The sequence below is a fragment of the Leptospira brenneri genome (assembly GCF_002812125.1).
Lineage (GTDB): Bacteria > Spirochaetota > Leptospiria > Leptospirales > Leptospiraceae > Leptospira_A > Leptospira_A brenneri.
The window spans coordinates 97928-121770 of the sequence record NZ_NPDQ01000009.1; the positions used below are offsets into that span (position 1 = coordinate 97928).

17 protein-coding genes are annotated in these 23843 nt (G+C 37.4%); 8 read left to right on the forward strand and 9 right to left on the reverse strand.

The window, feature by feature from the left end; all coding sequences use genetic code 11:
* The first annotated feature begins 135 nt into the window (after positions 1 to 135).
* The 3 genes from leuA2 to CH361_RS17355 all read left to right on the forward strand — a co-directional run bounded on the left by leuA2 (position 136) and on the right by CH361_RS17355 (position 4033).
* Positions 136 to 1320, forward strand: a complete 1185-nt coding sequence (gene leuA2 / locus CH361_RS17345; RefSeq protein ID WP_100792115.1) for a 2-isopropylmalate synthase LeuA2 — start codon at positions 136 to 138, stop codon at positions 1318 to 1320.
* 106 nt (positions 1321 to 1426) lie between these two features.
* Positions 1427 to 3175, forward strand: a complete 1749-nt coding sequence (locus tag CH361_RS17350; protein ID WP_100792082.1) for an N-acyl-D-amino-acid deacylase family protein — start codon at positions 1427 to 1429, stop codon at positions 3173 to 3175.
* 51 nt (positions 3176 to 3226) lie between these two features.
* On the forward strand, positions 3227 to 4033 hold the full coding sequence (locus CH361_RS17355) for a DUF4349 domain-containing protein (protein WP_100792083.1): 807 nt from the start codon (positions 3227 to 3229) through the stop codon (positions 4031 to 4033).
* A 75-nt stretch (positions 4034 to 4108) separates the two neighbouring features.
* Here CH361_RS17355 and CH361_RS17360 read toward each other — a convergent pair whose 3' ends face one another.
* The 9 genes from CH361_RS17360 to CH361_RS17405 form a co-directional block, all read right to left on the reverse strand.
* Complete coding sequence (locus CH361_RS17360) at positions 4109 to 4675, reverse strand: TetR/AcrR family transcriptional regulator (protein ID WP_100792084.1); 567 nt, start codon at positions 4673 to 4675, stop codon at positions 4109 to 4111.
* A 34-nt stretch (positions 4676 to 4709) separates the two neighbouring features.
* The gene (locus CH361_RS17365; RefSeq protein ID WP_100792085.1) at positions 4710 to 5774 is read right to left on the reverse strand and encodes an alkaline phosphatase D family protein; all 1065 of its coding nucleotides are present in this window, start codon (positions 5772 to 5774) and stop codon (positions 4710 to 4712) included.
* A gap of 75 nt (positions 5775 to 5849) precedes the next feature.
* A complete protein-coding gene (locus CH361_RS17370) occupies positions 5850 to 6260 on the reverse strand; it encodes a hypothetical protein (RefSeq protein ID WP_244279944.1) in 411 nt (136 codons plus the stop codon).
* A 78-nt stretch (positions 6261 to 6338) separates the two neighbouring features.
* Complete coding sequence (locus CH361_RS17375; protein ID WP_100792086.1) at positions 6339 to 6872, reverse strand: hypothetical protein; 534 nt, start codon at positions 6870 to 6872, stop codon at positions 6339 to 6341.
* Between the two features lie 156 nt (positions 6873 to 7028).
* Positions 7029 to 7916 carry a hypothetical protein gene (locus CH361_RS17380; protein WP_165782280.1) on the reverse strand — a complete coding sequence of 296 codons (888 nt, stop codon included), beginning with the start codon at positions 7914 to 7916 and terminating at the stop codon, positions 7029 to 7031.
* Between the two features lie 97 nt (positions 7917 to 8013).
* The gene (locus tag CH361_RS17385) at positions 8014 to 8580 is read right to left on the reverse strand and encodes a hypothetical protein (protein ID WP_100792087.1); all 567 of its coding nucleotides are present in this window, start codon (positions 8578 to 8580) and stop codon (positions 8014 to 8016) included.
* A 187-nt stretch (positions 8581 to 8767) separates the two neighbouring features.
* Positions 8768 to 9799: a WD40/YVTN/BNR-like repeat-containing protein gene (locus CH361_RS17390; protein WP_100792088.1), complete on the reverse strand. Its 1032-nt coding sequence runs from the start codon at positions 9797 to 9799 to the stop codon at positions 8768 to 8770.
* A 363-nt stretch (positions 9800 to 10162) separates the two neighbouring features.
* Positions 10163 to 13879 (reverse strand): lactonase family protein, encoded by a 3717-nt coding sequence (locus tag CH361_RS17400; RefSeq protein WP_100792117.1) that lies wholly within the window; start codon positions 13877 to 13879, stop codon positions 10163 to 10165.
* 608 nt (positions 13880 to 14487) lie between these two features.
* On the reverse strand, positions 14488 to 15600 hold the full coding sequence (locus CH361_RS17405) for an MBL fold metallo-hydrolase (protein ID WP_100792090.1): 1113 nt from the start codon (positions 15598 to 15600) through the stop codon (positions 14488 to 14490).
* A gap of 258 nt (positions 15601 to 15858) precedes the next feature.
* Here CH361_RS17405 and CH361_RS17410 point away from each other — a divergent pair, with 258 nt between their 5' ends.
* The 5 genes from CH361_RS17410 (at position 15859) to CH361_RS17430 (ending at position 23647) form a co-directional block, all read left to right on the forward strand.
* Positions 15859 to 16812, forward strand: a complete 954-nt coding sequence (locus tag CH361_RS17410) for an efflux RND transporter periplasmic adaptor subunit (RefSeq protein WP_100792091.1) — start codon at positions 15859 to 15861, stop codon at positions 16810 to 16812.
* Positions 16812 to 19925, forward strand: coding sequence for an efflux RND transporter permease subunit (locus tag CH361_RS17415; protein ID WP_100792092.1), 3114 nt, complete (start codon positions 16812 to 16814; stop codon positions 19923 to 19925). Before CH361_RS17410 ends, CH361_RS17415 begins: the two co-directional genes overlap by 1 nt.
* Positions 19918 to 21207, forward strand: a complete 1290-nt coding sequence (locus CH361_RS17420; RefSeq protein WP_100792093.1) for a TolC family protein — start codon at positions 19918 to 19920, stop codon at positions 21205 to 21207. The genes CH361_RS17415 and CH361_RS17420 overlap by 8 nt, the downstream gene beginning before the upstream one ends.
* 227 nt (positions 21208 to 21434) lie before the next feature.
* A complete protein-coding gene (locus CH361_RS17425) occupies positions 21435 to 22496 on the forward strand; it encodes a phosphatidate phosphatase App1 family protein (protein ID WP_100792094.1) in 1062 nt (353 codons plus the stop codon).
* 161 nt (positions 22497 to 22657) lie between these two features.
* Entirely contained in the window at positions 22658 to 23647 is a 990-nt protein-coding gene (locus CH361_RS17430; protein ID WP_100792095.1) for a spore germination YkwD domain-containing protein, read from the forward strand.
* Positions 23648 to 23843 lie beyond the last annotated feature (196 nt).

Sequence of the window (23843 nt, forward strand, 5' to 3'; positions counted from 1 at the left end):
TAAGTTGCTCCTCCTCCTCGAACTAGTATAGATCGAGGGAGACAGTGCTGTGTGACAAAGCCCACTCCCGACCGGGAAGTGGGCTTTTTTATTTTTGGTCCTCCCGGTGGTTGTGGCAGCGGATTCGGAGGAACCATGAAACCAAAACAAATCAAAATCCAAGACGTTACCTTAAGGGACGGAAACCAAGCATTACGTAAACCCTGGACCTTAGAAGAAAAAATCGAAGTCTTCGACTTACTTACCGAGTTACGTGTCGATGGGATTGAAGTAGGCTTTCCTTCTTCTAACGAAACAGAATTTATCGCAAGCAAAACCTTAGCAAGAAGAGCTCCGGTAGGAATCCCGATCGCTGGACTTTCCCGCGCCAACGAAACAGAGATCGCAAAAACTTGGGAAGCCATTCAATATGCAAACAAACCCAGAATGCACATAGTGTATCCTGTAAGTGATTTTTCCATCCGCCATGTTTTGAAAATTTCAGAATCCGAAGTCGTCCAAAAGATCAAAAAAGCGGTTTCTTTTGCACGCTCCATCGTAGGAAAAGATGTAGAAATTCAATTTTCCGGTGAACATTTTGGTGATGCCATTGAAAACTTTGCTTTCACCAAAGAGGCCTTTCTTGCGGCCATAGAAGCCGGTGCCAATATCATCAACTTACCGAACACTGTCGAAAGATACAGACCGATGGTATTTGTGAATATGGTAAAAGAGATGAAAGACTTTATTGGTGATAGAGCCAAAGTTTCGGTTCACACTCACAATGATTTGGGGATGGCTACGGCAACATCCGTAGAATGTGCGTATGTCGGCGCTGAACAAATCGAAGTGGCTCTTAATGGTTTGGGAGAAAGAGCAGGAAATACTAATTTGTATGAAACTGTGATCGCCTTACACCAAAATGGCGAAAATTTAGGAATCAACTTTGAAAGAATTTATCCCACAGCCAAACGAATTGCCGAGATGACAGGGATTCCTATTGGAGAAAAAACTCCCATCATTGGCGAAGATATCTTTTCTCATAGATCAGGGATCCACCAAGATGGAGTGGCAAAGACCATCAAACAATCCAAAGGTGCTTACCGAACTTTTTCTCCAGAGTTTGTGGGAAGAAAGGACGCGGAAACAATATCGTTTACCAACCAATCAGGGCATAGGGCCATTCAGTTTTTATTGGAAAAACGAGGGATTGTGGTTCCTGGAGAAGAAATCCACCGATTGTTTGAAATCGCCAAAACCATTTCCTCAAATGAAAATAACCGAGAAATCACCGAAGCAGAGTTAGTGGATTTGGCAAGAGGTTTTGCTCTATCCCCCTGAACAAGGGGGCCATTTCGTCCAGAGAATCTTTAGAGCAATTCTTAGCGAATCATTGACAAAAGATTGTCAATCTGCCATAATTTAGTTTCCTTTTTTCAGAGGTATTATGGCAGACACACTCATCAAACAGGCAAGAATTTTTGACGGAAGCACAAAGGCATCTTTTATCGGTGATGTAAGAATCAAAGACGGAATCATTCAATCCATCTCTAAAACAGAATTAACTCCGAACCCGGGAGAAACGGTTGTCGATGCCAAAGGCCTTTGGTTGACTCCAGGATTTATCGATTTTCACACACATTATGATGCAGAGATTGAAATGGCACCCGATCTTTCGGAGTCTGTGCGCCATGGGGTGACAACCATTTCTCTTGGAAGTTGTTCTTTAAGTTTAGCAGTGGGAGATCCGACTGACCTTGCTGATATGTTTAGTCGCGTGGAAGCCATTCCCAGAAAGAATGTTTTATCAATTCTCGAAAGTAAAAAAAATTGGAACTCTGCCTCTGAATACAAAAGTCATTTGAATGCTATGCCACTTGGCCCCAATGTGACTTCTTTTGCTGGCCACTCTGCTATCCGTGCTCATGTGATGGGACTCGAACGTTCCTTAACCAAAGGAGAAAAACCCACCAAACAAGAGTTAGAAAAAATGAATCACCATCTGGAGGAAGCTCTGGATGCAGGTTTTATGGGTTTATCCATCAATACTCTAGTTTGGGATAAAATGGATGGATCTAGATTTAGATCAAGACCCCTTCCTTCTACTTACGCAAATTGGAGTGAATACGAATATTTGAATAAAACATTAAGAAAAAGGGGGAAAGTCTTTCAAGGGGTTCCCAATGTTTCTACAAAGATCAATGTATTAATGTTTTTAAAAGAAGCATTCGGTATTTTTCGCAAACCTCTGAAAACAACAGTAATATCACTGATGGATGTGAAATTTGATCCGGGTTTGTATAAACTTTTAAACGTGGTTGGTAGAATCACAAATACAATCTTTCGATCGGATTTTAAGTTCCAAGCACTGCCAGAACCATTTGATTTGTATGCCGATGGAATGGATGTGGTTGTATTTGAAGAATTCGCAGCCGGTGCCAAAGCAAATCATATCGAAGACGAATTAGAAAGAAAACAACTTATGAAAGATCCAACCTATAGGTCTTGGTTCAAACGCCAATGGACCAATTGGTTTTTGCCACGAGTCTTTCACCGAAACTTCAAAGAAACAAAAATTGTAGATGCCCCCGACAAATCACTCATCGGGAAATCAATCGATGAGGTTGCCAAAGAAAAAGGTGTCCATTCGGTTACCGCGTTTTTAGATTTGGTAGCTGAACATGGAAACAAAGTTCGTTGGTATACGGTCATGGCAAATCATAGAAAAGAACCGTTGCAAAAGATTGTATCTTATCCCGACATCTTAATTGGATTTTCGGATGCGGGTGCTCACTTACGAGGGATGGCACATTATAATTTTCCACTTCGAATGTTAAAACTAGTAAGAGATGCAGAACTAGAAAAAAAACCATTTATGAGTATGGAAAAAGCCGTTCACCGTTTAACAGGAGAAATCGGAGATTGGTTTGGGATTGATGCAGGTTACATTCGGGAAGGGAAAAGAGCCGATTTAGTTTTGATTGATCCAACCAAACTTGACGACTCACTTGCCAAAGACGTAGAAGCACCAATGCCGTTTATGGAAGATTTTAAACGTTGGGTTCGCCGTAATGATGATACTGTTAAACAAGTTTATATCAACGGAAAACTAGCAATCGACCAAGGTAAACCAGTTGCCGCCTTAGGAAAAGAAAAAGGATACGGTAGTTTCCTTTCCTCCACCATCGGAACTTAAAAACAATATTTCCTATCGGATGCAGAATCGAAATTCGTCTAAGTTTCCGATATGGAAATTTCTAAAAAAATCCTCACATCCTTAATTTTCCTTGGCCTCAGCTTTAGTTTGACCCAATGTTCTTCCGCAAAAGGAATGGAACGGGAAAGACAAAAAAACATCTCCTACGAAGAAACAGAAGATTATGCACCTTCTGTGGCTGCGGCACCTAAGTCAGCTCCATCAGGAGAGACTTCACAAAACACAACGAAACCTCAAAAACGAATGATGGTTTATTCGGTAAATGTAAATTTACAATCCAAAGAAATAGAAACCAAAGTCACAGAAATTGTGAAACTCGCAGAATCCTTTGGCGGTTTTGCACTTCAATATAGTTCGGGGGGAAGTGTTCAATTGAAAATCCCTGCTGAAAAACTCAAACAGTTTCTTTACACTTTACGAAACCAATCGCAAAACTACTCAGAAGAAGTTTCTGCACAAGATGTAACAGAAGATTATACGGATACAGAAATTCGTATGGAAAATGCCCTCAAAATGAGAACCCGTCTTTTAGAAATTTTAAAAACAGCAAAAACTTTAGAAGAGACTTTAAAAGTGGAAGCAGAATTAAACAAAGTCTCCGAATCCATTGATAGATGGGAAGGAAGATTGAAGTATCTATCCAGTGCAGTGCAGCTCTCTTCCGTTCATGTTCAAGTGCGCCAGAAATGGGAACCAGTGGTTCAAAAAGAATACAAACCTGGGCCACTAGGGTATCCATTTTACTATTTATACTTAGGCATTGGCAAAGTCAAAGATGGACTTGTATGGCTCTTTGTCCAAGAAATACCCAAGGAAAAAACGGAAATTCCTGAATAAAGGTTGTTAGGAACTGATCCACCTAATCTAAATTAAATAAAAAATAGAAATCTATTTCAGAACGTATGATTAAATTTAATTTTTAATGATACGTTCTGCAGACATAATCATTTGCGACTTCATCCTTTCGATGACTTTTCTATCTTTGGTCAATGCATACAACCGAAGGCCACCAAGATAACTCATATACAACTCATAACTCAGTGCTTTGACAAGGTCTTGTCGTAAATTGGGAGCAAAATTTAAAATACAGGTTTCTACCGTTTCCATTACATGTTGTACGGCCTTATTTCTATAAGTATCAAATTGACTCAAATGAGAAATTTCACCAGAAAATAAGGCGATGGGACAATCTTTTCTGGAAGTATTTCTTTGGTTTCTTACAATGAAATTAACCCATTTTTCAATAAAGTCAGACATACTTGTACCTTTCGCCAATACTTTTAGCATAACAACACGTTGTTGTTCCGAAAGATAATTTAAGTACTCGAATCCAATATCATCTTTTGAAGGGAAATGATCATAGAGAGTTTTTTTATACGCGCCAGCTTTCTCTAAGATTTCCGCTATTCCCGTGGCTTGGAAACCTTTTTCACGAAACAATGCAAAGGAACTTTCTAAAATTTTTTGTTTGGGTTTCAAAACTAGTTTCTCCTATTGTTTCTTACGTTTATTTTTAATTAGAATCATTGTTAGGATAGGAAAGCACAACATTTCCAGTTTTGTCCTTAATCTCAGACCGCCAAATCAATTTTCCAGATTTTAATTGAATCTTTAAAGTTCCGTAATTCTCTTCACGGAACGCAGATCCTTGTTTGAATTCGAAATCGTATTCGGACAATAAAAAAGGCAAAGGTAAATTGAGAGAACTAGAAGTGATTTCAACAAACTTACGGTCTTTCGAAAATGGATATTCGTAAATTTCGGCAATATGTCTGTCTCCAGAAAGAATGACCAAATCAGAAGCCTTTGCGGAACCTAAAAGTTGAAACAGTTTTTCTCTGTCTTTAGGAAAGTTTCCCCATTTCTCAAACGGCTGTTCGGTGGGAATGACTTGAACGCTGGAAACAAATACCAGCAAATCAGAAGGTTTGTTTAATTCAGCGACTAACCAATTCCATTGTTCTTCCCCAAGAATTGTGGCACTGTCATCATCATTCGGACTGTAGTTTTTTTTCCCTGTGAAGCTGAAGAAGAAACTCTGTTTCAAAGGAGTGCGAAAAAACCTTGTATCAGGAATCACAATATGAACTTTTTTCTTTTTGAATTCTAAAAAGTAAGAATGGAAGATACCTTTTCCATCTTTGGTTCCAAAACTTCGACCTTTTGGCATCAGAGAACCCATTTGTGAAATAAAAACTTCACGGCTCTTGATCTTATCTTCAAACTCTCCACCACTATCATTAATTCCATAATCATGGTCATCCCAAGTAGCAAGAATTTGCGATTTAGAACGAATGGCCTTCCACTCTGGTCTTGCGAATTGTTTCCTGTAGGAAGGAATTTTTTCTTCGGCAACCAAACTATCCGCGTATATATTATCACCTAACAAAAGGATAAGATCGAACGATTCTTTTTTCCACTGAGCCAGAACAGGACTTTCTTTGTCTTGGTGCAAACAAGATCCAAAACCAATCCGAAAACTCTCAAGTTCCTTTGCTTCAATAGGAAGAAGGACAGGAAACAAAACCAAAAATACGGAGAATGAAACAGGGAGAACGAAGGAAGATGCTAGTTTCATAGAGGATTCACAAAAATTAATAAAAGATTCCTAAATTTTTTTAGGATTTTTCCCTTTTCGTCAATCGGATTTCGACTAGCGGCCATTCATAAATATACCTGTAGACATGGGATATGGATATCCGACAGTATTTCGAATCACCCGGTTTCCGTTTATTCCCCGATATACATACAAATGAGGAAACCTTGAATAATCCCTTCTTTGGTAGGATCCAGTATACAGTATCACGTTTTGGTAATAATCATTGTTCACATGTAATGCATAGTTGTATCCTGCGATTGGCCAATCCACCGCAAAAAAGTCTCCCGCAACCAAAACCTCTGTTTCTTGATACATATCCCGGCCAGACCTTCGATCACCAATAGCACAAGGTTCCATCCTACTAGGAACAGGGCCTTCCATCAATACCAAACACTCCGAATTGTATCCATACTTTTCAGCATAGGTCAATTGTTGGTGTGGTCTTGCGATGGGAGGTTTCCGCAATTGCGGAAACTACCTAAAACATTCGGAGAACCTGTCTGCAAGAAAAATGAAAATACTGCCTTATACCAAAAATCCAAATTATAGTTTTCTTAGATTCAAACGATAAGCAGTAATGCTTGAAGAAACTGCCCGACCCTGACATTGGTATGCGGAAGGATCGACTAATCCAGAAGATTGAATTGTATAAGTTTTTCCTGTTTCCAATGCAATTTGTTTGTTCACGCCACTCGCTGAGGAAAAAAGTTCCGTATTTCCATCCTTCAAGGTCACGATAAAATCGAAACGACTGGAATTGCAGTTAGAAGAGGACAAGGTTTGTCTGCCTGAGTTTCCGGAAACTTCATAGGTTCCGTTTGATTGTACCGAGAGAGAACCGGTTGCCAACTGAACACTACAGACCGAAATCGAACCCTCACCCAATACAAACGGGGTACTCGCATTTTCAGATGTCAAAAACTGACAAGAGGGCGTAGTCAAAACAGCAAGAACAAGTGCATCCGCCATTTTATCCCCCGTGAGTTTAGTTCCGGGAATGAGTCCTTCTTCTTTCTGCTGGGAACAACTCCAGAAAAAAATCGAAAGAAAAGGCAACCAAACCAAATATTTAAACATACATAACCTACTCATTGTTTTTTTAAGTAGGTTGGAATTTCAATTGTCTGGTTCCCTTTTTTTAAAAAATTGGGGCGCCTCGAAACGACCGCGCTTTTCGCTGCAATCTTTTGCCTTTCGCAAAAGGATTTCCGCTCCAATCGCTGGCGCAGAATCTCATTCTATAAACCCACATTTTGAATCCATTTCACAAGCAAATTGACTCGTATAACATATACTAGAGTTTGAACAAACATGGGGTGATGGGCCACGGCAAGTTGATGTCTCTGCAATCGACCGACAAGTTCGATTCATTTTTTCTTCTTCAGAGACAACAATCATCCTCACTTGCGATTTGATTCTAAAATTTGGATTTGATTTTACTTGGGCAATGATATTGTAAGACCGAAACTCATTTCCAGTCGTTTCTGTAGGTGTTCCCAAGATTTCTCCAGTTTTTGAATTCATTTGCATACCCAGAGGCAAATTTGATTCCAAAACAAATTCCAATTCTCCTAAAGTTCCTAAGACCTCCAAAACTTGAGCAGAGATATTAGGTGCAAACGGGGTGATGGTCATCCCTAAATCAAATTTAGGAGAACGCACGGAATAACGAAAACTTCCCAGACAAGGTATCGAAATCTGATGACTCTTTTCTTTGTCACCAGATCCAGGAAACACTAGGGAGGAGTCTGGACAGAGTTGCAAAGAAACCGTGATTTTCGAATCTGTGACTTCAGAAAAATTTAGAAACTTAGAAAAACCTTCACCAAATAATTGTTTTTCGGTAACTGCTTTTAAATTTTTCCCTTCAATGAAAAAACTAGAGTTCTCCAGAACAACACTGGGAGAAACTGAATGAACTAGATAATCATTTGTTGGATGAGAGTCTCGTTCATCGGGAATTTCCTCATCCTCTGCAATAGGCAAAGCAAGCCCAAGTAGACTTACCATCCACCCGTCCTTAGACTTTGCATCTTTTCCCAAACAACTCAGCCCAAGAAAACAAACCACAACCAAAGAAAAAATCTTTAGAATGAAAAATGGAATCAAAGATTTTGACATCGTAACCACCTCTATAGAGAGATAGGTTTAGAAAGTTTAGGTTGGGCGTTTTTTTCTAAAATTTTTCAGATCGGAGAAAAACTACAGATAACCATCTTCATAATCTAAAAAACGCAATGAAAACTAAATAAAGAGAATATAGAGTAAGAACCAGAAAAAAAATACCGAGTATCAGATAGGCAACCAAACGATTTGGTCCAAGTGTTTCGGTGATCTGTAAGTTTTCTGAGTTAGAGATGGACTGGAGTGTTTGGTAAACTTTCAAAATATCCGAATTTTGGATGTGACCCCGAAAATAATAAAAACGCCCGCTGACAAAACTAATTTTAAGATAAGAAGTTGCGGTTTTATAATTACCATCTAAATAAAAAGATACAATATCTTTCAAATTCCAAACTAGATTTTGATTTCCCATCTTGATTTGAAATTCCATTTTTCCCATATCGATTGTGATCAAAGATTTTCGAATTCTATTTTTCCATGAAAAATATAAATAAAAAGCAGATGCAATGGATACAAAAAGAAATAAATAACCATAAGCAGATTTTTTATAAAAGAAAATTAGGGAAAGGAGGAAGACAAAAAAAGAAAGAATACTAGAATACAATTCCCAAAGATACCCAGATCCTAAGGATTCTATTTTTTCGTATTTCACAACTTCCATAAAACCCTAAGGACAAGGTAGAAATTTTTGATTTCACAAATATTTAAAGTATTAGTGCTCATTATAGAGAACAAGAAAGAGTTCCAAAGTTTTCAAAACTCAAATCAAACTTACATTTAGATTTTAAATTCTTATCAATTTTGAACCAATGTTAGGTGCTGAAATGCACCTAACTAAAAATAAGAACTTATTCGCAACTAGCAGTCATAACTTTAGAAGATCCACCATCACTAGAAACTGCCACAAAACGATTGTTTCCGAATGTAATGGCGCTCCAAGTTTTTTGTTCTGGGGTTACCTGAGCTTTCCAATTAATTCCATCTTGAGATGTCATCACCCGATTGGTTCCATTTGACGATACTGCAACAAAAAGCCCGTTTCCATAAGTTACTGAAGACCAACTGTTTGCTTCAGTTGCTGATTGCGCCGTCCATGTAATTCCATCAGAAGAAGTCATTAGTTGGTTCGCACTTGTTCCGCTAGCAAGCGCCACGAATTGACCATTTCCGTAAGCAACAGAAATCCAAGTATTACCTACAGGTGCCGTTTGTGCCGTCCATGTAATTCCGTCGGGAGAAGTCATTATCCGATTGGTTCCACCAAAGGCTACAGCCACATATTTATCAGCTCCATATACAATTGAAATCCAGTTATTAGTCTCCACCCCTGTTCGTCCCGTCCAAGTGATTCCATCAGGAGAAGTCATCACTTGATTGGTAAAATTTGCAGCCACTGCCACAAATTGACCGTTTCCATAGGTAATTCCCCTCCATTGGATGTTAGATGAAGGATTACCATCTGTCCAAGTGGTACCATCTGGGGAGGACATCACCCTGACGGTTGCAGACGGAGAAATTGTCACATACCGACCACTTCCGTAAGCGATAGACACAAAGGATCCAACTTCTGAAGTAGCATGCCCTGTCCAAGTAATTCCATCTTGAGAAGACATCGATGCATTAGTCCCATTGGTAGCAATCGCTACAAATTTGTCGCCATATGTGATAGCGGACCACAGGTTTGTTTCAGCAGGATCATGAACGGTCCAATTCAGTGTTTTATTTTGACAACGTAAATCTCCTGCAGAATTGTTGGTTAAAGCCGAAGCTCCGAGTAAAAGCAAAGCAAGGGAATCATTATTATCCTTTTCCGGTGTACAACCGGTTGTTAAAAAAATAAGCAGACTGGAAAAAAGAACAATGCGGAAAATTATATTCATATTGAAACACCAGAGTAAAAATTAACCATCAGAATTCGAACTCGAGAAGAGAATGTCAAATCCAATTTTTACATTTAACGAATATTAGGAAGTAATCAAATGCCTAATTTAAAGGGTTCATACTAACGATTGTTTTGTATGGAATTTTACTACAGGTGAAAAAAGAAGGGAGAATTCGAATCCTCCTCCCATTGCATTTGCAAAACATTCTTTTCATGGGAATCAAATTCCATTCAATTCCCATGAAATTTAAATCTGGAATCATTCTGGTTTGATCAATTTCTTCCACCATCTTTTCATTAGGTTGGGTTCGGAGAGTCGGTCGCAGATGGCGACCGCTTCGTGCCCTTCAAGGGAAAACAGTTAAGGTTCAGTGATTTTATACTTGTTCCAACGCAAACTTGTTTCAACGGAATGATCGACATTAGTGATTAAAGTAAGATGGAATAATTTAGGTGTATTCGGCGCTTTCTCAAAACATTGGTTTTGACTTTTATAATATTCGAAGACTTTAGTTTCGTGATGCCAAACGCAGTAAAATATTTTTTTAGGCTTATCTATTTTAATAAAATTGCATCCATATTCATGTATCGTACAAGTAGTTCTATAGTAATAACTAGGTGAAACTTGCCCATTCATTACTGTATGGGTAACACTTGTGAATGCATCTATGTCTGTTGGTTTTTGACCAACGGGAAGTTTTAGATTTAAATAAACAGGAGATATACGCTTTTTCGTTATGTTGAAATCAATGAACGATTGTGGTTGATTTGGTTTGCAATCCGAAGAAATATCATGCAATCGATATCTACCCGAAAATGAAATATCGCTTACTAGATTTTGTATAGAAATTGTGCGATTCCAAATATTTCCTGAGATAATTTGACTTCGATCTTGCCCTAAATTATTCTTAATTTCGATAGTTTCTTCATAATCTGATACCTTTTTTCTACAGGAAATAAAACTTAAGTCCAAATTTTGCGAACTCATACGAATCGGTTGATTGATCGCACGATTCAAAAGATAACTATTCGTATAATTGCCTACTAGGGAAACAAATGGCAATGGATATTTCACATCATTATAACCATGTACAAATCCAGGTTGGTTTGAATGCTCAATATTAGTTTGCACTTGGTTTCTAGTATAATCAGTCGATTGAATGTCAAATAGGCCTTCATAACCCGACAAATTGGACACAATTGGCCCATAAAATTTTCCATTATTTTGATTGATTATGTAATAATTGATCTGTTTGTCATTGTTAAGAAAAAAGACAAACTGAGAGCTCTGATCTATTTTTACTTTGTTTTCAAAGCGGTAACTTGTTAATACCTTTCGATCCGTTTCAATTAAATTTCCAGTTGGCTTGTCAATTCGATACAGAACAAAATTATATAATTGAAGTTGTGGATAATCGGCAGAAACTACTACCATATAATTTCCATCCGCGGTAATTTCAAAATTTTGCAAGCGATCACTGACTTCCAAGACATTCTCTTTCGTAGTTATATTGCCATTCGATGGATCAATCTCACATTTTGTAATATGATTTTCCCCACCAGGATTTATATAGTAACAAAATTTTCCTCCCGGATGAAATCGGAAATTGGTCGAAACGAGATAATGCAGTTGCAAAGATTGCGGAGATACGTCTATTTCTAAAGTTTCCGAATTCAATCTATAAATCGGATTTTGACGTGCAAAATCTCCATCTGAAATGTAAATTGATTGATTGAATCCATTATAAGCCATATCTAAATCCATGGCAGCTAAGATAATTTTTTTATCAAAGATAAGAGTTCCATCAGGTTGAATTCGATACTTACTGATCCTCCATCCAGGCTCAGTATTTGGAAGGCTTAATGTATACAAATTCCGTCCATCTTCGGAAATCGTAAAAGAATCCATGTATTCGATATGGATTCTTTGCAATAGTTGAGCAGGAACTCCATCAGCAAAAACAGATATAGAATCTCGGAATCCACCTTTTGCTCCTTGCACATAAAATATTCTCGGAATTTTACCCCATTTCAAATTCACAAGCGATGTTGCATCAGAAACAGGTGTCATGATCCCTGCTGAGTAAGCATTTACCAAGTCTCCTGCTCCATTCAGGGACTGTAGATTGAAACTTGATGAATTAGACAAACCTGCAATATAACTTGGCCTCTGTTTCCCTGATTGAGTCACTCGAATTGGACCAGCAGGCAATGATATGTTTCCCGATGGATCTTTGATCCATAAATAGAAATCCTTGGAAATTTCATCTCCTCCCAGTCGAGTAAATAACGAATCGCCCAAAATTCTATCCGGCCGTATCTTACTATCATACGCAGATGGATTCGGCTTTACTGGTGAATTTGTCATAATATAACGAAATTCATTATTAACACTTTCTTCTGCTTCAAAATAGAAAATACCAATATCAAGAGATGTAATCGGTTTAGACAACGATTCAAATTTTGAAATCACAGGTGGTGTGATATCCGAACTATCCATTTTTGTATTATAGATAAGCTCAGTTAGATCATCCTTTCCATCGCCATCAGAATCTGCAAGGGCAGGATTTGAGTTACAATTATAATCATGCCAAGGCTTGTATAAACATTCATTGCTGGATTCAATAATATCCGTTATACCATCGTTATCGGAATCTAAACTGGTATCGATTCGGTAAATATCAGGAAAACTTAAAATACCATCAGCATTTCTAGCAAAAATTGCGTAATAGTAAGTTGAATTCGGATCTAAACCAGTTTCTCTAAATCCGATATCTTCTATTTCAGAAATGTTAGGAGGAACACCATCCTCGACGGAAGTAGGTGGAAAATTCTTTTTTCGACGTACTATAATATTTTCAAATCTTGAATCTTTATTATTCGTCCATAAAAATGTAGCAGAATCACTTCCCGCAATAGCTAATGTTAAATAAAAAAAGCTTTGAATGGAGCCGTAATTGTTTTGCGTCAAACAACTAGCTACCCCTAAATTGTTTGGCTTAACAACTACCCAGTAATTTGTTTCGACTCCCGCATTAGAGGGTATTCCTTGTCTGTTTCCATGCATTGTGACAATTTCGTTCTGCAAAAATTGTTTTTGGTAAACCTTATAATAGCCAACACCATCTGTTGTTGCTATTTGTTTATCTGTGAGAACCCACGAATTTGTCGTTAGCCATGCCGCATCCTGACTCCCTCTGCTATCATACATAACATAAACGGTGATATCTTCAGAAGCAGTAAACTTTATATATTCGTCACCATCATAATACTTATGTTGGGAGAAGGGTCCGCAATCATCTGTGTTTGGAGACGGTGCACCTCCATTACAGGTAGCAATTCCATAAGCTCCAGAAAAATCTAAATTAGCAAAATCGTTATTTGAGATTAATGTATAATTTCTATCTTTATAATATTTAAAGTGCTCATTGATTTGTGTCCATACTGCACCCGAACTTCCACTAATAGGCATTTCTGTCGAAAGACAAGCTGGAGCTGCCGCAACACCAGTACCCGCTAATTTTGGGACAGCGGTGAGAATAAACGGGGTAAAATGATCTGTTTTTGCGAATATTTTTCCTTTCTCTTGGTCGACAACTATCTCGCGTAAGGGTTCCCACTCGTTTGAAATTTTGCTAAAATAGAAAACTTGAAACTCTTCTAAAAAACCAGCGCTCTCAAGTTCTTCTCTATTGTATGAATATTCTAGTACTACGGGCTCAGAGAAAACGGCGGTTTTGATTGATGCGGAATCTATCTCTTCAGTTGGTTTTGCTTTTAGATCTATATCATATACTTTTCCAATCGGAACATTTAAACTACCGATTTGGTTCGGCACTTCAATGGTTGATGCATTTACAGAAACAGATACATCTGGAGAATCAAAAAAAGTTCCCGTTGGGAGAGCCAGATTTGGCTGAGATACTATATCCACTGGACCAGGTAACTCACCATCATTAGCACTGATTCCAATAACGGCCAATACCGAATACCATGCGCGATCAAATTTGGATTTTGGAAAAAGGTATTGTGTACACCCGAAACAAAGGAGAAGCAGAAGATATGCCGTTTTTTTCATATTTTTTTCCCGATAGGGAAAAATAGAAAAAACACCAAAAAACTTCAAGTTAGTTTGCAGAATATAACGGGAAAAAGGTGGTTAATTATATTACAATTTATTGACTATGCAATCAGACAAAAAAGACGGTTAGAACATTATATTTTCCGCATAGAAGATGACAATTATCTAATTAACTAAAATACCTTCGCTTTGAAGACATCCCACTTCTTACGATTCAATAAGTTTTTCGACAAAGCCGTTTTTCGAAACTCGTGCCGATTATCTACCACGTTATGCCACATTGTAAAGTACGCTTATGACAAAACCCAAAGTGGCGAAGTTACCGAGTGAACAGTGGTTGTTTGGTCTAAGCCATCAAAACTTAACTCTTATAAATACAACAATGCTTGGCAATTTTAACAAAGGTAATTAGTATCCTTTATAAAAGGAGGTGACCCACCCGCACCCTCCGATACAGTTGCAACTTCACCCTCTTCACGAGTTTCACCTTAGAATTACCTCCCTATACACGATTAAGAGCATATTCTTCGGGTGCACTCCATCTTCCTCTCTATCCTCAGGCAAACTCGCGAAAGCGAAGTTTGTCTGAGGGAATCAATTTAGAATCATTCTGATTTAATAAATTTCTTCCACCATCTTTCCATTAGGTTGGGTTCGCGGATTTTGACAATTTGTCCGAATTTGGGAGTGAGAAGATCAATTTTATAAATCTCTGCCTGTTTTTCCAATGATTCTGCTGGTTCATACCAACTGTGTAAGGAAAGATCAAACATCCCCCAATGGACTGGCACTAGTCTTTTCCCTTTTAAATCAATATGAGCTTTGGCAGTTTGTTCTGGTAAAACATGAACTGCTTCCCACATAGGATTGTATTGTCCATTTTCAATAAATGTTAAATCAAAAGGCCCAAACTTTTCTCCAATGTTTTTGAAGTGAACATCATAACCGGAATCGCCGCTAAAATAGAACCTTTCTTTTTCTCCAATGATTGTCCAAGAAGACCATAGGGTTTTATTTCCATTCGAACCGCGCCTTCCCGAAAAATGTTGTGCAGGAGTACAGACAACTTTTAAATTTCCTAAGTCAGTTGGTTCCCACCAGTCAAGTTCTGTTAGACGGTTTTCAGGCACTCCCCACTCTTTCAGGTGAGATATGACACCAAGAGGAGTAATGAACTTGGTATTTTTTGTTTTAAAAAATTCGATCGTGTTCATATCCAGATGATCATAATGATCATGAGAAATGATAATGTAATCAACAGAAGGTAACTCCTCTAACTTAACAACCGCATCCTGAAATCGTTTCACCATAAAACTAAACGGGGCGGCTGATCCTGAAAACACAGGATCAAAAAGTAAAATTTTTCCTTCTATATTCACAAGAAAGGTGGAATGTCCAAACCAAATAAATTTAATACTTTCATCTGGTTTTAAAAACTCTGCAAAATCAGGTTTTTCTTCCGGTAGTTTTACATCCGGCCTACGGTTTTTATCGCCGCCAAAGAAAAATCGAAAAGCCAGTGCAAAGAAGTTTTGGTTTTCTCGCATTTTTTCGATCACATCTGGCCTGCGATTTACGAACTGTTCCCTTTCCAAATCAAAGTTTTTTGAAGTTTTGATTTTTTCAAAATGTTCCCCGTCGGGGTCTTTTCCGAAGGCTTTACAATGGAACTCTGCGACTATGAAAAGGAATAGAATGCTTAAAGATATTTTTTTCAAAAGATACCTACCGATTGAGTGACTTTTCTTAGACTGATTCGATTAAAAAAATTAATTTATATATTTCATTTTAAGAAATTCGGCGCTGAAAGAGAACCTACTTTCTCACCCAAATCTCCAGACAAAACAAAACGGAAAAGTAGAACCTTGGGGCAAAATCTTTAAAAAGGTCAAAAACAAACTGTTTTTTAGAGGATAAGAATCCTTTTTCCGGTTGCCTTCACTTGCTCACCTCCTACATTGAAAGCAGGATTCGATATGCCTCAATATCTCGCTCTACTCTTCCTCTTTTTCCTTTTATTTTCCTGTAATTCCAAATCTGAAGAAAATCGACCCCGCATCGCCAGTTTTCATGCCATTCAAGATGGAGTGATCATAAAAAAATCCGAAGGAGAGTTTCCATCCACAATTTCACTAGCAAGTGCCGAATATCGGAACTTAGGCGCTGGACTTTCAATCCCTGTTCGAATTTCTGTCGTTTGTGTTTCTTCCAGAGAAGCAAATTTTTCTTATCATTTTGAAACGGAAGAACAATCCATCATCTATTCAGAATACTTAAAAAGTAAAGCTGCACTCTATGGGGCAAAAAAATCCTACTCACGGTTAAAGTATTTAGTAGAAAACGAAGCCGCTGCAGGAAAGGAACTGAACGATGCACAGGTTCAATTACAGCAGATGGCAGCCTCTATGGAAGAGAATCTCAATCGACTTCGTATGCAAGGAATTCCCATTGAAAAATTAACCAACCTAAAACCAGGAAATATCTTAATCGTTGGAGATATTCCCGAAACAAAATTAAATCGAGTCAAACCTCAATCAAAATTGCACATTAAGTTTTCTGCATTTCCTGGAGAACGGTTCGAGACGCGAGTTAATTCTATTTCCGATGTCATTGATCCCGTGAGCAGAACTGTCAAAGTATTAATCATCACGAAAAATTCAGAGAACAAGTTCAAACCAGGTATGTTTGGTACAGGCCAAGTTGAATTAGAAAATATCGAAGCCCTCTCTGTCCCCAATGAAGCAGTTATTTTAATCGGTGATACTAATTATATTTTTAAACAAATTGATTCCAAAAGTTTTCAAAGAGTCCAAGTAGAAACAGGAATTGAAACAGAAGAGTTTACGCAAATTTTATCTGGACTCGAAGCTAACGATCGAGTTGTTTCCCATGGATCAACTTTATTAAAAGGATTAAGTTTCGGTTACTAATGGGTTTTATTAACTTTTCATTAAAGAACTCACCAATTGTTTTATTTTCTTTTTTGATGATTTCAGCTTTTGGAATCTATTCGGTCGCCCATCTTAAAATCGATGCTTATCCGGATGTTTCTGATACGGAAGTCATTGTGATCACAAAATTTGATGGTCGCGCTTCCTCTGAAGTTGAAAAACTAGTTACTATTCCCTTAGAACGTGCGTTAACCGGTGTTCCTGGTTTAACAACAACCCGTTCTCAAAGTATTTTTGGACTATCTGTCATTCGTTTGACATTCAAAGATAACACAGACGAATATTTTGCAAGAAACCAAGTAAACGAAAGATTAAAATCCATCCAACTCCCCGAAGGAACAGAAACTCCTGAATTAGGCCCCCTCACCTCTCCTGTGGGAGAAATTTTAAGATACGCAGTAGAAGGCGACGGAATGCCAACCATGGAACTAAGAAGTATCCAGGACTGGGAACTCGCACCCCGCCTCCAACAAATCCAAGGGGTCGCCGACGTCATTACGTTTGGTGGTGATATCAAAGAATATCAAATTGAAATCAATCCAATCAACCAAGATAAATACAATGTTTTTTTAAGAGACCTAGTTCTCGCCATTGAAGAAAACAATGCAAACACAGGCGGGAATATATTCAAACATGGGAACCAAGCCATCCCTGTACGAGCCTTAGGTGCCATTGAAAATGAAAAAGATATCGAAAATATCATCGTTACCGAAAAAAAAGATGTTCCTATTTATGTAAAAGATATTGGGAAAGTAAGAGTCATTCCACACCCACCCAAAGGGATACTTGGCTATAGTTTAAAATCCGATAGAGAAGTAAACTCTGGAGTCCAAGGCATCGTCATGATGAGAAAGGGAGAAAACCCTTCCGAAGTACTTAAAAGTGTAAAAGATAAAATCAAAAACTTAGAAGGTTTTTTAAAGAACAAAGGAATTCGTATTAGAATTCTGTATGATCGAGAAGAACTAGTTTCGAATACACTGAAAACAGTTGTTCGAACAATGCTCGAAGGGATCACGATCGTAATGATTGTTCTTATCTTTCTTCTTGGGAATTACCGAGTGGCACTCGCCGTCGCGCTGACCATTCCTTTTTCCTTATTATTTTCCTTCTGTTTGATGCATCTTGTGGAAATTCCAGCAAACTTACTTTCGCTAGGTGCAATAGACTTTGGAATCATCGTAGATAGTTCGATAGTCATCATAGAAGGAATCATCGCAACGATAGCCATTTCCTCAAACGCAAAAAAGAAATCTTCTTTAGAAGAATTAATCCTTAAGTCTTCTCATCACACTGAAAAAGAAGTCTTTTTTTCAATTGCGGTTATCCTTTGTGCTTACCTACCCATTTTTTTATTTGAACGTGTAGAAGGAAAACTATTCAAACCCATGGCATTCGGACTCGCCTTTACTTTGATTGGTGCATTACTTTTTTCCTTAACTATTTTACCTGTTATCTTTTCTCACTTTTTCCAAGAAGAACATCGCAGAACCACAAAAGAATTTTTTATCCTTACACATTCTAGAGCTTACTTTATTAAGATCCTTCACAGTTTTTTAGATCATTCCAAAAAACTAAGTTATCGAATCTACATAGCAGTCGTATTTTTACTTTGTTTTGTATTTTGGGGACTGGGAACGGAATTTTTACCAGAGTTAGATGAAGGTGCTATCAACTTTAGATGTAAATTACCAACAGGAATCCATTTAGATCGCACTGCCAATGTAGCCAATTTACTCAGAGAAGCAGTGAAAGAAATCCCAGAGGCAAAAGTGGTCATCACACAATCAGGAAGGAACGATGACGGAACAGACCCCTTTGGACCCAATAGAATCGAAGGATTGATTACCCTTGAAGATTATTCGAAATGGAAAACCATACATTCCAAATCAGAGTTACTCGATCTTTTAAAAGATAAATTTGAAAAAAGTGTTCCAGGGGCAAAATTCAGTTTTTCACAACCGATTCTTGATAACGTTGCAGAAGCTGTTACCGGATCTGCTGCAGATCTATCAATCCAATTATCAGGGCGGGATGTTTCTGTTCTCTGGCAGAAAGCAACAGAAATTGAATCCGCACTGGAAAAGTTAAATGGTGTATCAGCCATTGGTATTGAACAGGAAGGTCCGAACACCGAACTTGTGATTTCTATCGATAGAGAAGCCGCCGCAAGAGCCGGGATCAATTTTTCAGACATCCAGGACATTACGGAAATTGCAATTGGTGGAAAAGAAATCAGCAAACTATACCTAGACAATCATATCTACAATATCACTGTTAGATATCCTGAAGAGTATAGAACCTCGGTAAATTCCATTGGAAACATAAATATCAAAAGCAAATACGAGAGCAAATACCCATTATCTTCTGTCGCAAAACTAGAGTTAAAAGAGATGCCAGCAAAAATTGCCAGAAAGAACGGCACTCGAATGGTATCAGTTTGGATCAATATAGAAGGTCGAGACCAAGGTGGATTTGTAAACGAAGCAAAAAAAATAGTAGAGAACCAAATCAAACTACCACCTGAGGTTGAAATTCAATGGGGCGGTCAGTTCGAAAACCTAACAAGAGCAAGTAAAAGACTTCTGGTCGCAGTTCCCCTTACCTTTGCAATTATCTTGTTTATCTTATATTTGATGTTTCATAATATATCGGATAGTTTACTAGTAATGTCGAGTATTCCAGTGGCAGCACTTGGAGGATTAACTTTTTTATTTTTCAGAGGAATGCATTTTAACGTTTCCTCCGGTGTCGGCCTTATCTCCCTTTTCGGAATTTCTATTATGGGAGGAGTCCTTTTCGTATCCAACTTCAATCATGAAAAGGAAAATAAACCAATCAAAGATGAGAACAGCCTAAAAGAACTGATTTTACATGTTTCCGAAATTCAATTTCGTCCCAGATTTTTAACTTTAACCACGGCCATCATAGGATTACTTCCGGCAATGTTAACCAATGAAATTGGATCTGATATCCAAAGACCGATGGCAACTGTCATCGTGGGTGGTTTACTCTTTACACTTATCATTGGGAATTTCACAATTCCTCTCCTATGTTATTTAAACGAAAACAGAAAATTACGCCATGCATAAACAAAATCGTAATTCTCACTTCAAGATTTGTCTTTTTGTCTTAAGTTCATTTGTTCTAACTTCTTTTCCCGTTCTACCAAAGGAGAAAACTAAAAGAGAATTCGGTTTTGACCAGGCCATTCAATTTGCACTTCAAAACAACAAACAAGTAGCCATTGCAAAGTATGAAATTGAATTTAGCAAAGCGGATCGTATTACCGCAGGCCTTCGCCCCAATCCGTTTTTAAATATTAATGCAGATGTTTTACCTTTTAATCCAAACTCAAAACAATTTGATCCCAACAGAAATCAATATGGAGTGAGCTTAGGTTTTGTTTACGAAACAGAAAATAAACGAGAAGAGAGGATCAACGTTGCCAACAAAAGGCTAAAAATGGAAGAACTGATTTTTCTAGAATCTCTTCGTAAAATATCTTTAGGGACAGGGAATTTATTCATAGCTACACTTGCTGCGAGAGAAAGATTTTTACTTGCAGAAGAAAACTTCAAAAACCTAGTCAATATTGTTGAGATCAATAAAATTAGATTTAAAAAAGAAGATATATCAAAATTAGAATTAGTGCGTTCAGAAGTAGCACAAGACCAATATGCAGTCGCAAAAGTATCAGCTCAAGTAGATTATCTCAAATTAAAAAACGAACTCATTGTTACCTTAGGACTCAACCCCAGTGAAATTGATATCATTCTTTCCGGTAATCTAGATTCATTAAAACGATTACCACTTATCGATTCAGACAAATTGTTGTCGGAGGCCACGGAAGGACGCCCCGATTATCTAGCGTTAGTTAATGCCGAAGATGTGGCGCTTGCAAATTTTAAATTACAAAAAGCAAATGCCGTTCCCAACGTTAGCATTCTATTTGATTCACTGGTCCAACAAAACCAATATATGTACGGAATGTCCGTGAACTTAGATCTACCAGTATTTTCTAGAAACCAAGGAGAAATTGCAAAAAGCCAATCGACCACGAAACAAGCTGCCTTATTTCGAGAAGAATTATACCTAAACCTCGCGAAAGAAATGGCGATCACTGAAGAAGAATTAAAAGTTCGATTTGAAGCTCTGGAACAGATGCGTCAAATTTCTTTATTAAAATCACAACAAGCTGTAAAAATTGTAGAACTCGCATACAAAGGTGGCGGATCTACTTTACTTGAGTTTTTGGACACAACAAGGTCTTACAACGAAACTCGATTAAAATATATTGATGCCTTAGTTGAATATGAAAGAGCATTGTTAAACCTAAAATACATTGCTGGTTTTGATTATAAACCAGACTAGAAAATACTTTTACCTACCAAACAACACTTTCTTTGAGTTAAAAAATCACCATAACTGCAAACTTCGATAAAAAGAAGAGTAATTTGCTAAAAAAATAGTTTCCTTTTTGCAAAACCTTCTTTCATTATGGAAAATTGTTTTCCAAGGCTCTCTAATTTTTCTATTCCAAAAGAGCTGAACAAGACCGAAGTAGAAAATTAAAACACAGGTAAATAAGATTACACTTTATGAAAACATTCACTAGACTCATACTCCTTTTTACATTTATTTTAAGTTATCAAAACATATTCGCATCAAACCTTGATGAAGATGATGAATTGATTTTTTATCCGACTTTTTTATACCTTGATTCCAGTAAGAACGAATACAAAGTAAAAATCCATACTCATGTATTCGAAAAAAAAGAAGATTCCATCAAACGCAAAATTTTAATTAAATATTTATCAACGGAAATTGGGGAAAATCCTGATTCAAATTCAGAAATTTTCAAAGAAAGAACAAAATGGTTTCTCATCGATAACAAACGAGGAAAGGAAATCTCCATTGAATTGTTTGGTAAAATTTTCCCTCTAAACGAAACAGGCCCAAATGGTAGGTCCATCACAGAGATATCCATAGATAAATCGCTTCTTTCACAGGAAAACCTGGAATCAGGTTTTGTTGATTTCAAAAGTATAACGACGAAGAAAAATAAAAACATCTACAATGGTAAATTTTTCCTAATCAAAGAAGACACAACTTGTCTAATTTCGGATATTGATGATACACTCAAAATCAGTGACGTAAGAAACAAAAAGGCCCTGATCAAAAATAGTTTCATGAAACCATTTCAACTTGTATCGGGAATGAATGATTTTTATAACCAAATCCAATCCTCTGGTAACAGTTGTTTTGTAAATGTAAGTGCTAGTCCCTGGCAAATGTATTCGGTATTAAATCAATTTTTTACCGAAAGTGGTTTTCCAAGAACTGGGTATTCTATGAAAGATTTTCGATTTAAGGATTCAGACTTTTTCAATCTATTTGAAAAACCGGAGATTTATAAATTTAGTACCATCGAACCAATGATTCAGGAATGGAAAAAAGTAAAATTTATCTTAGTGGGAGACTCTGGAGAAAAAGATCCAGAAGCCTATGCAAAACTTGCTTCCAAGTATCCAAACCAAGTAAGTCGTATTTATATTCGCATTGCCTACGATGAAGATTTGACATCTAGGATCACCAATGTTTTTGAAAATATACCCAAACATAAATTTCAATTTTTCCGCACTGTTTCAGAAATCAAATAATACAAAGTAATAAACAATAAAGAAAGATTTAGCTTTTTTAAAAAGATACACTGAGATTCAAAATAAAATAAATTGACAAACCATAAAAAAAAACGCTAACATAGCTCTGTCTCAATGTAAACTGTTTCGGATCATTCCCTATTACCGCAGGTAGACCAATTATGAAACTTTTCCCTTCGTTGATGATTCTTTTAATTCTTTATTCGTTTCCTCTTAGATCCCAAGACTTTTCGATTTCGGAATCTGAGTATCAAAAACGTGGTTTGAAGCTTCTAGAAACAATTTTAGAAGCCAATCAATTCCCACCTCCAACACTCGATGCAAAACTCAATATCGCAGCACAAAAACATGGTGATTATCTTTCGCGAAACCAAAATGCAAATGTTAAAATTGACAGCCAACTGGAAACCATTGAATGGGTGCACAATGAAAGGGAGGATTTACCTGGATTCATTGGCAAAACACCGCAGGACCAGGCCCTTGCAGTAGGATTCAAACCAAATGACGGTTGTTATGTTGGAAATACAGTTTTACCTCTGATGAAAAAAGAGCATAGAGAATCACCTGAGTTTTTATTTAGAGGACTACTCGACACTCCCTTTCATAGATCGATAGTTTTCCATCCTGCAATCAAACGCATCGGCATGCAGAGGGTCTCCTATGAAAACGGCAAACACATCTTAGTTTTTTTTGCCGAATATTGCCTTGTCGGTAAAAAACCCGCATTTGTTTATTATCCAGTTTCGAATGAAACAGAAATTCGACTTAGGATGCCTCCCGAATTACCCAACCCTTTTCCGCATTTACCTTATTTATCTTATTCAACCGCGATCACCATACAATTGTTTTTTGACAATGATCCTGAAACAGAAATTTACCTGGAAGAAGCACTCCTTCTGGATTCAAAAGGAAAAACAATCCCGATTAGTCTTTTAAGTTTGTCCAATCCACCTCCAGATACAAAAGAATTCTTAAAGAGTATGAAATTTGTCGCTTTTGTTGCCAACGAACCCTTCCAAGCTAATTCCGAATATATGGTCAAAGCAAAAGTAAAAAATCAAACAGGAAAAATAGTCTTCCAAAAAACCTGGAAATTTCGAACCGAATCCGAAGATTCTTTTTTTAAAACTTTTGCGCCGGAGAATCCTTAAGCTGACGAGAGACAAATCAAACCTCCCTTCTTCCTTCGGATTTGGACTTTTAGCATCGTTACATCTTAGATCCCGGATGATCTAAGACCGCTTAGTGGAATGATTGCAAACAGGTTACGCAAATTAATTGACCAGATCCGCACTTGGATTATTAGAATTATTCCATTTTATAATTGACTCTTTTACTCAAGTATCC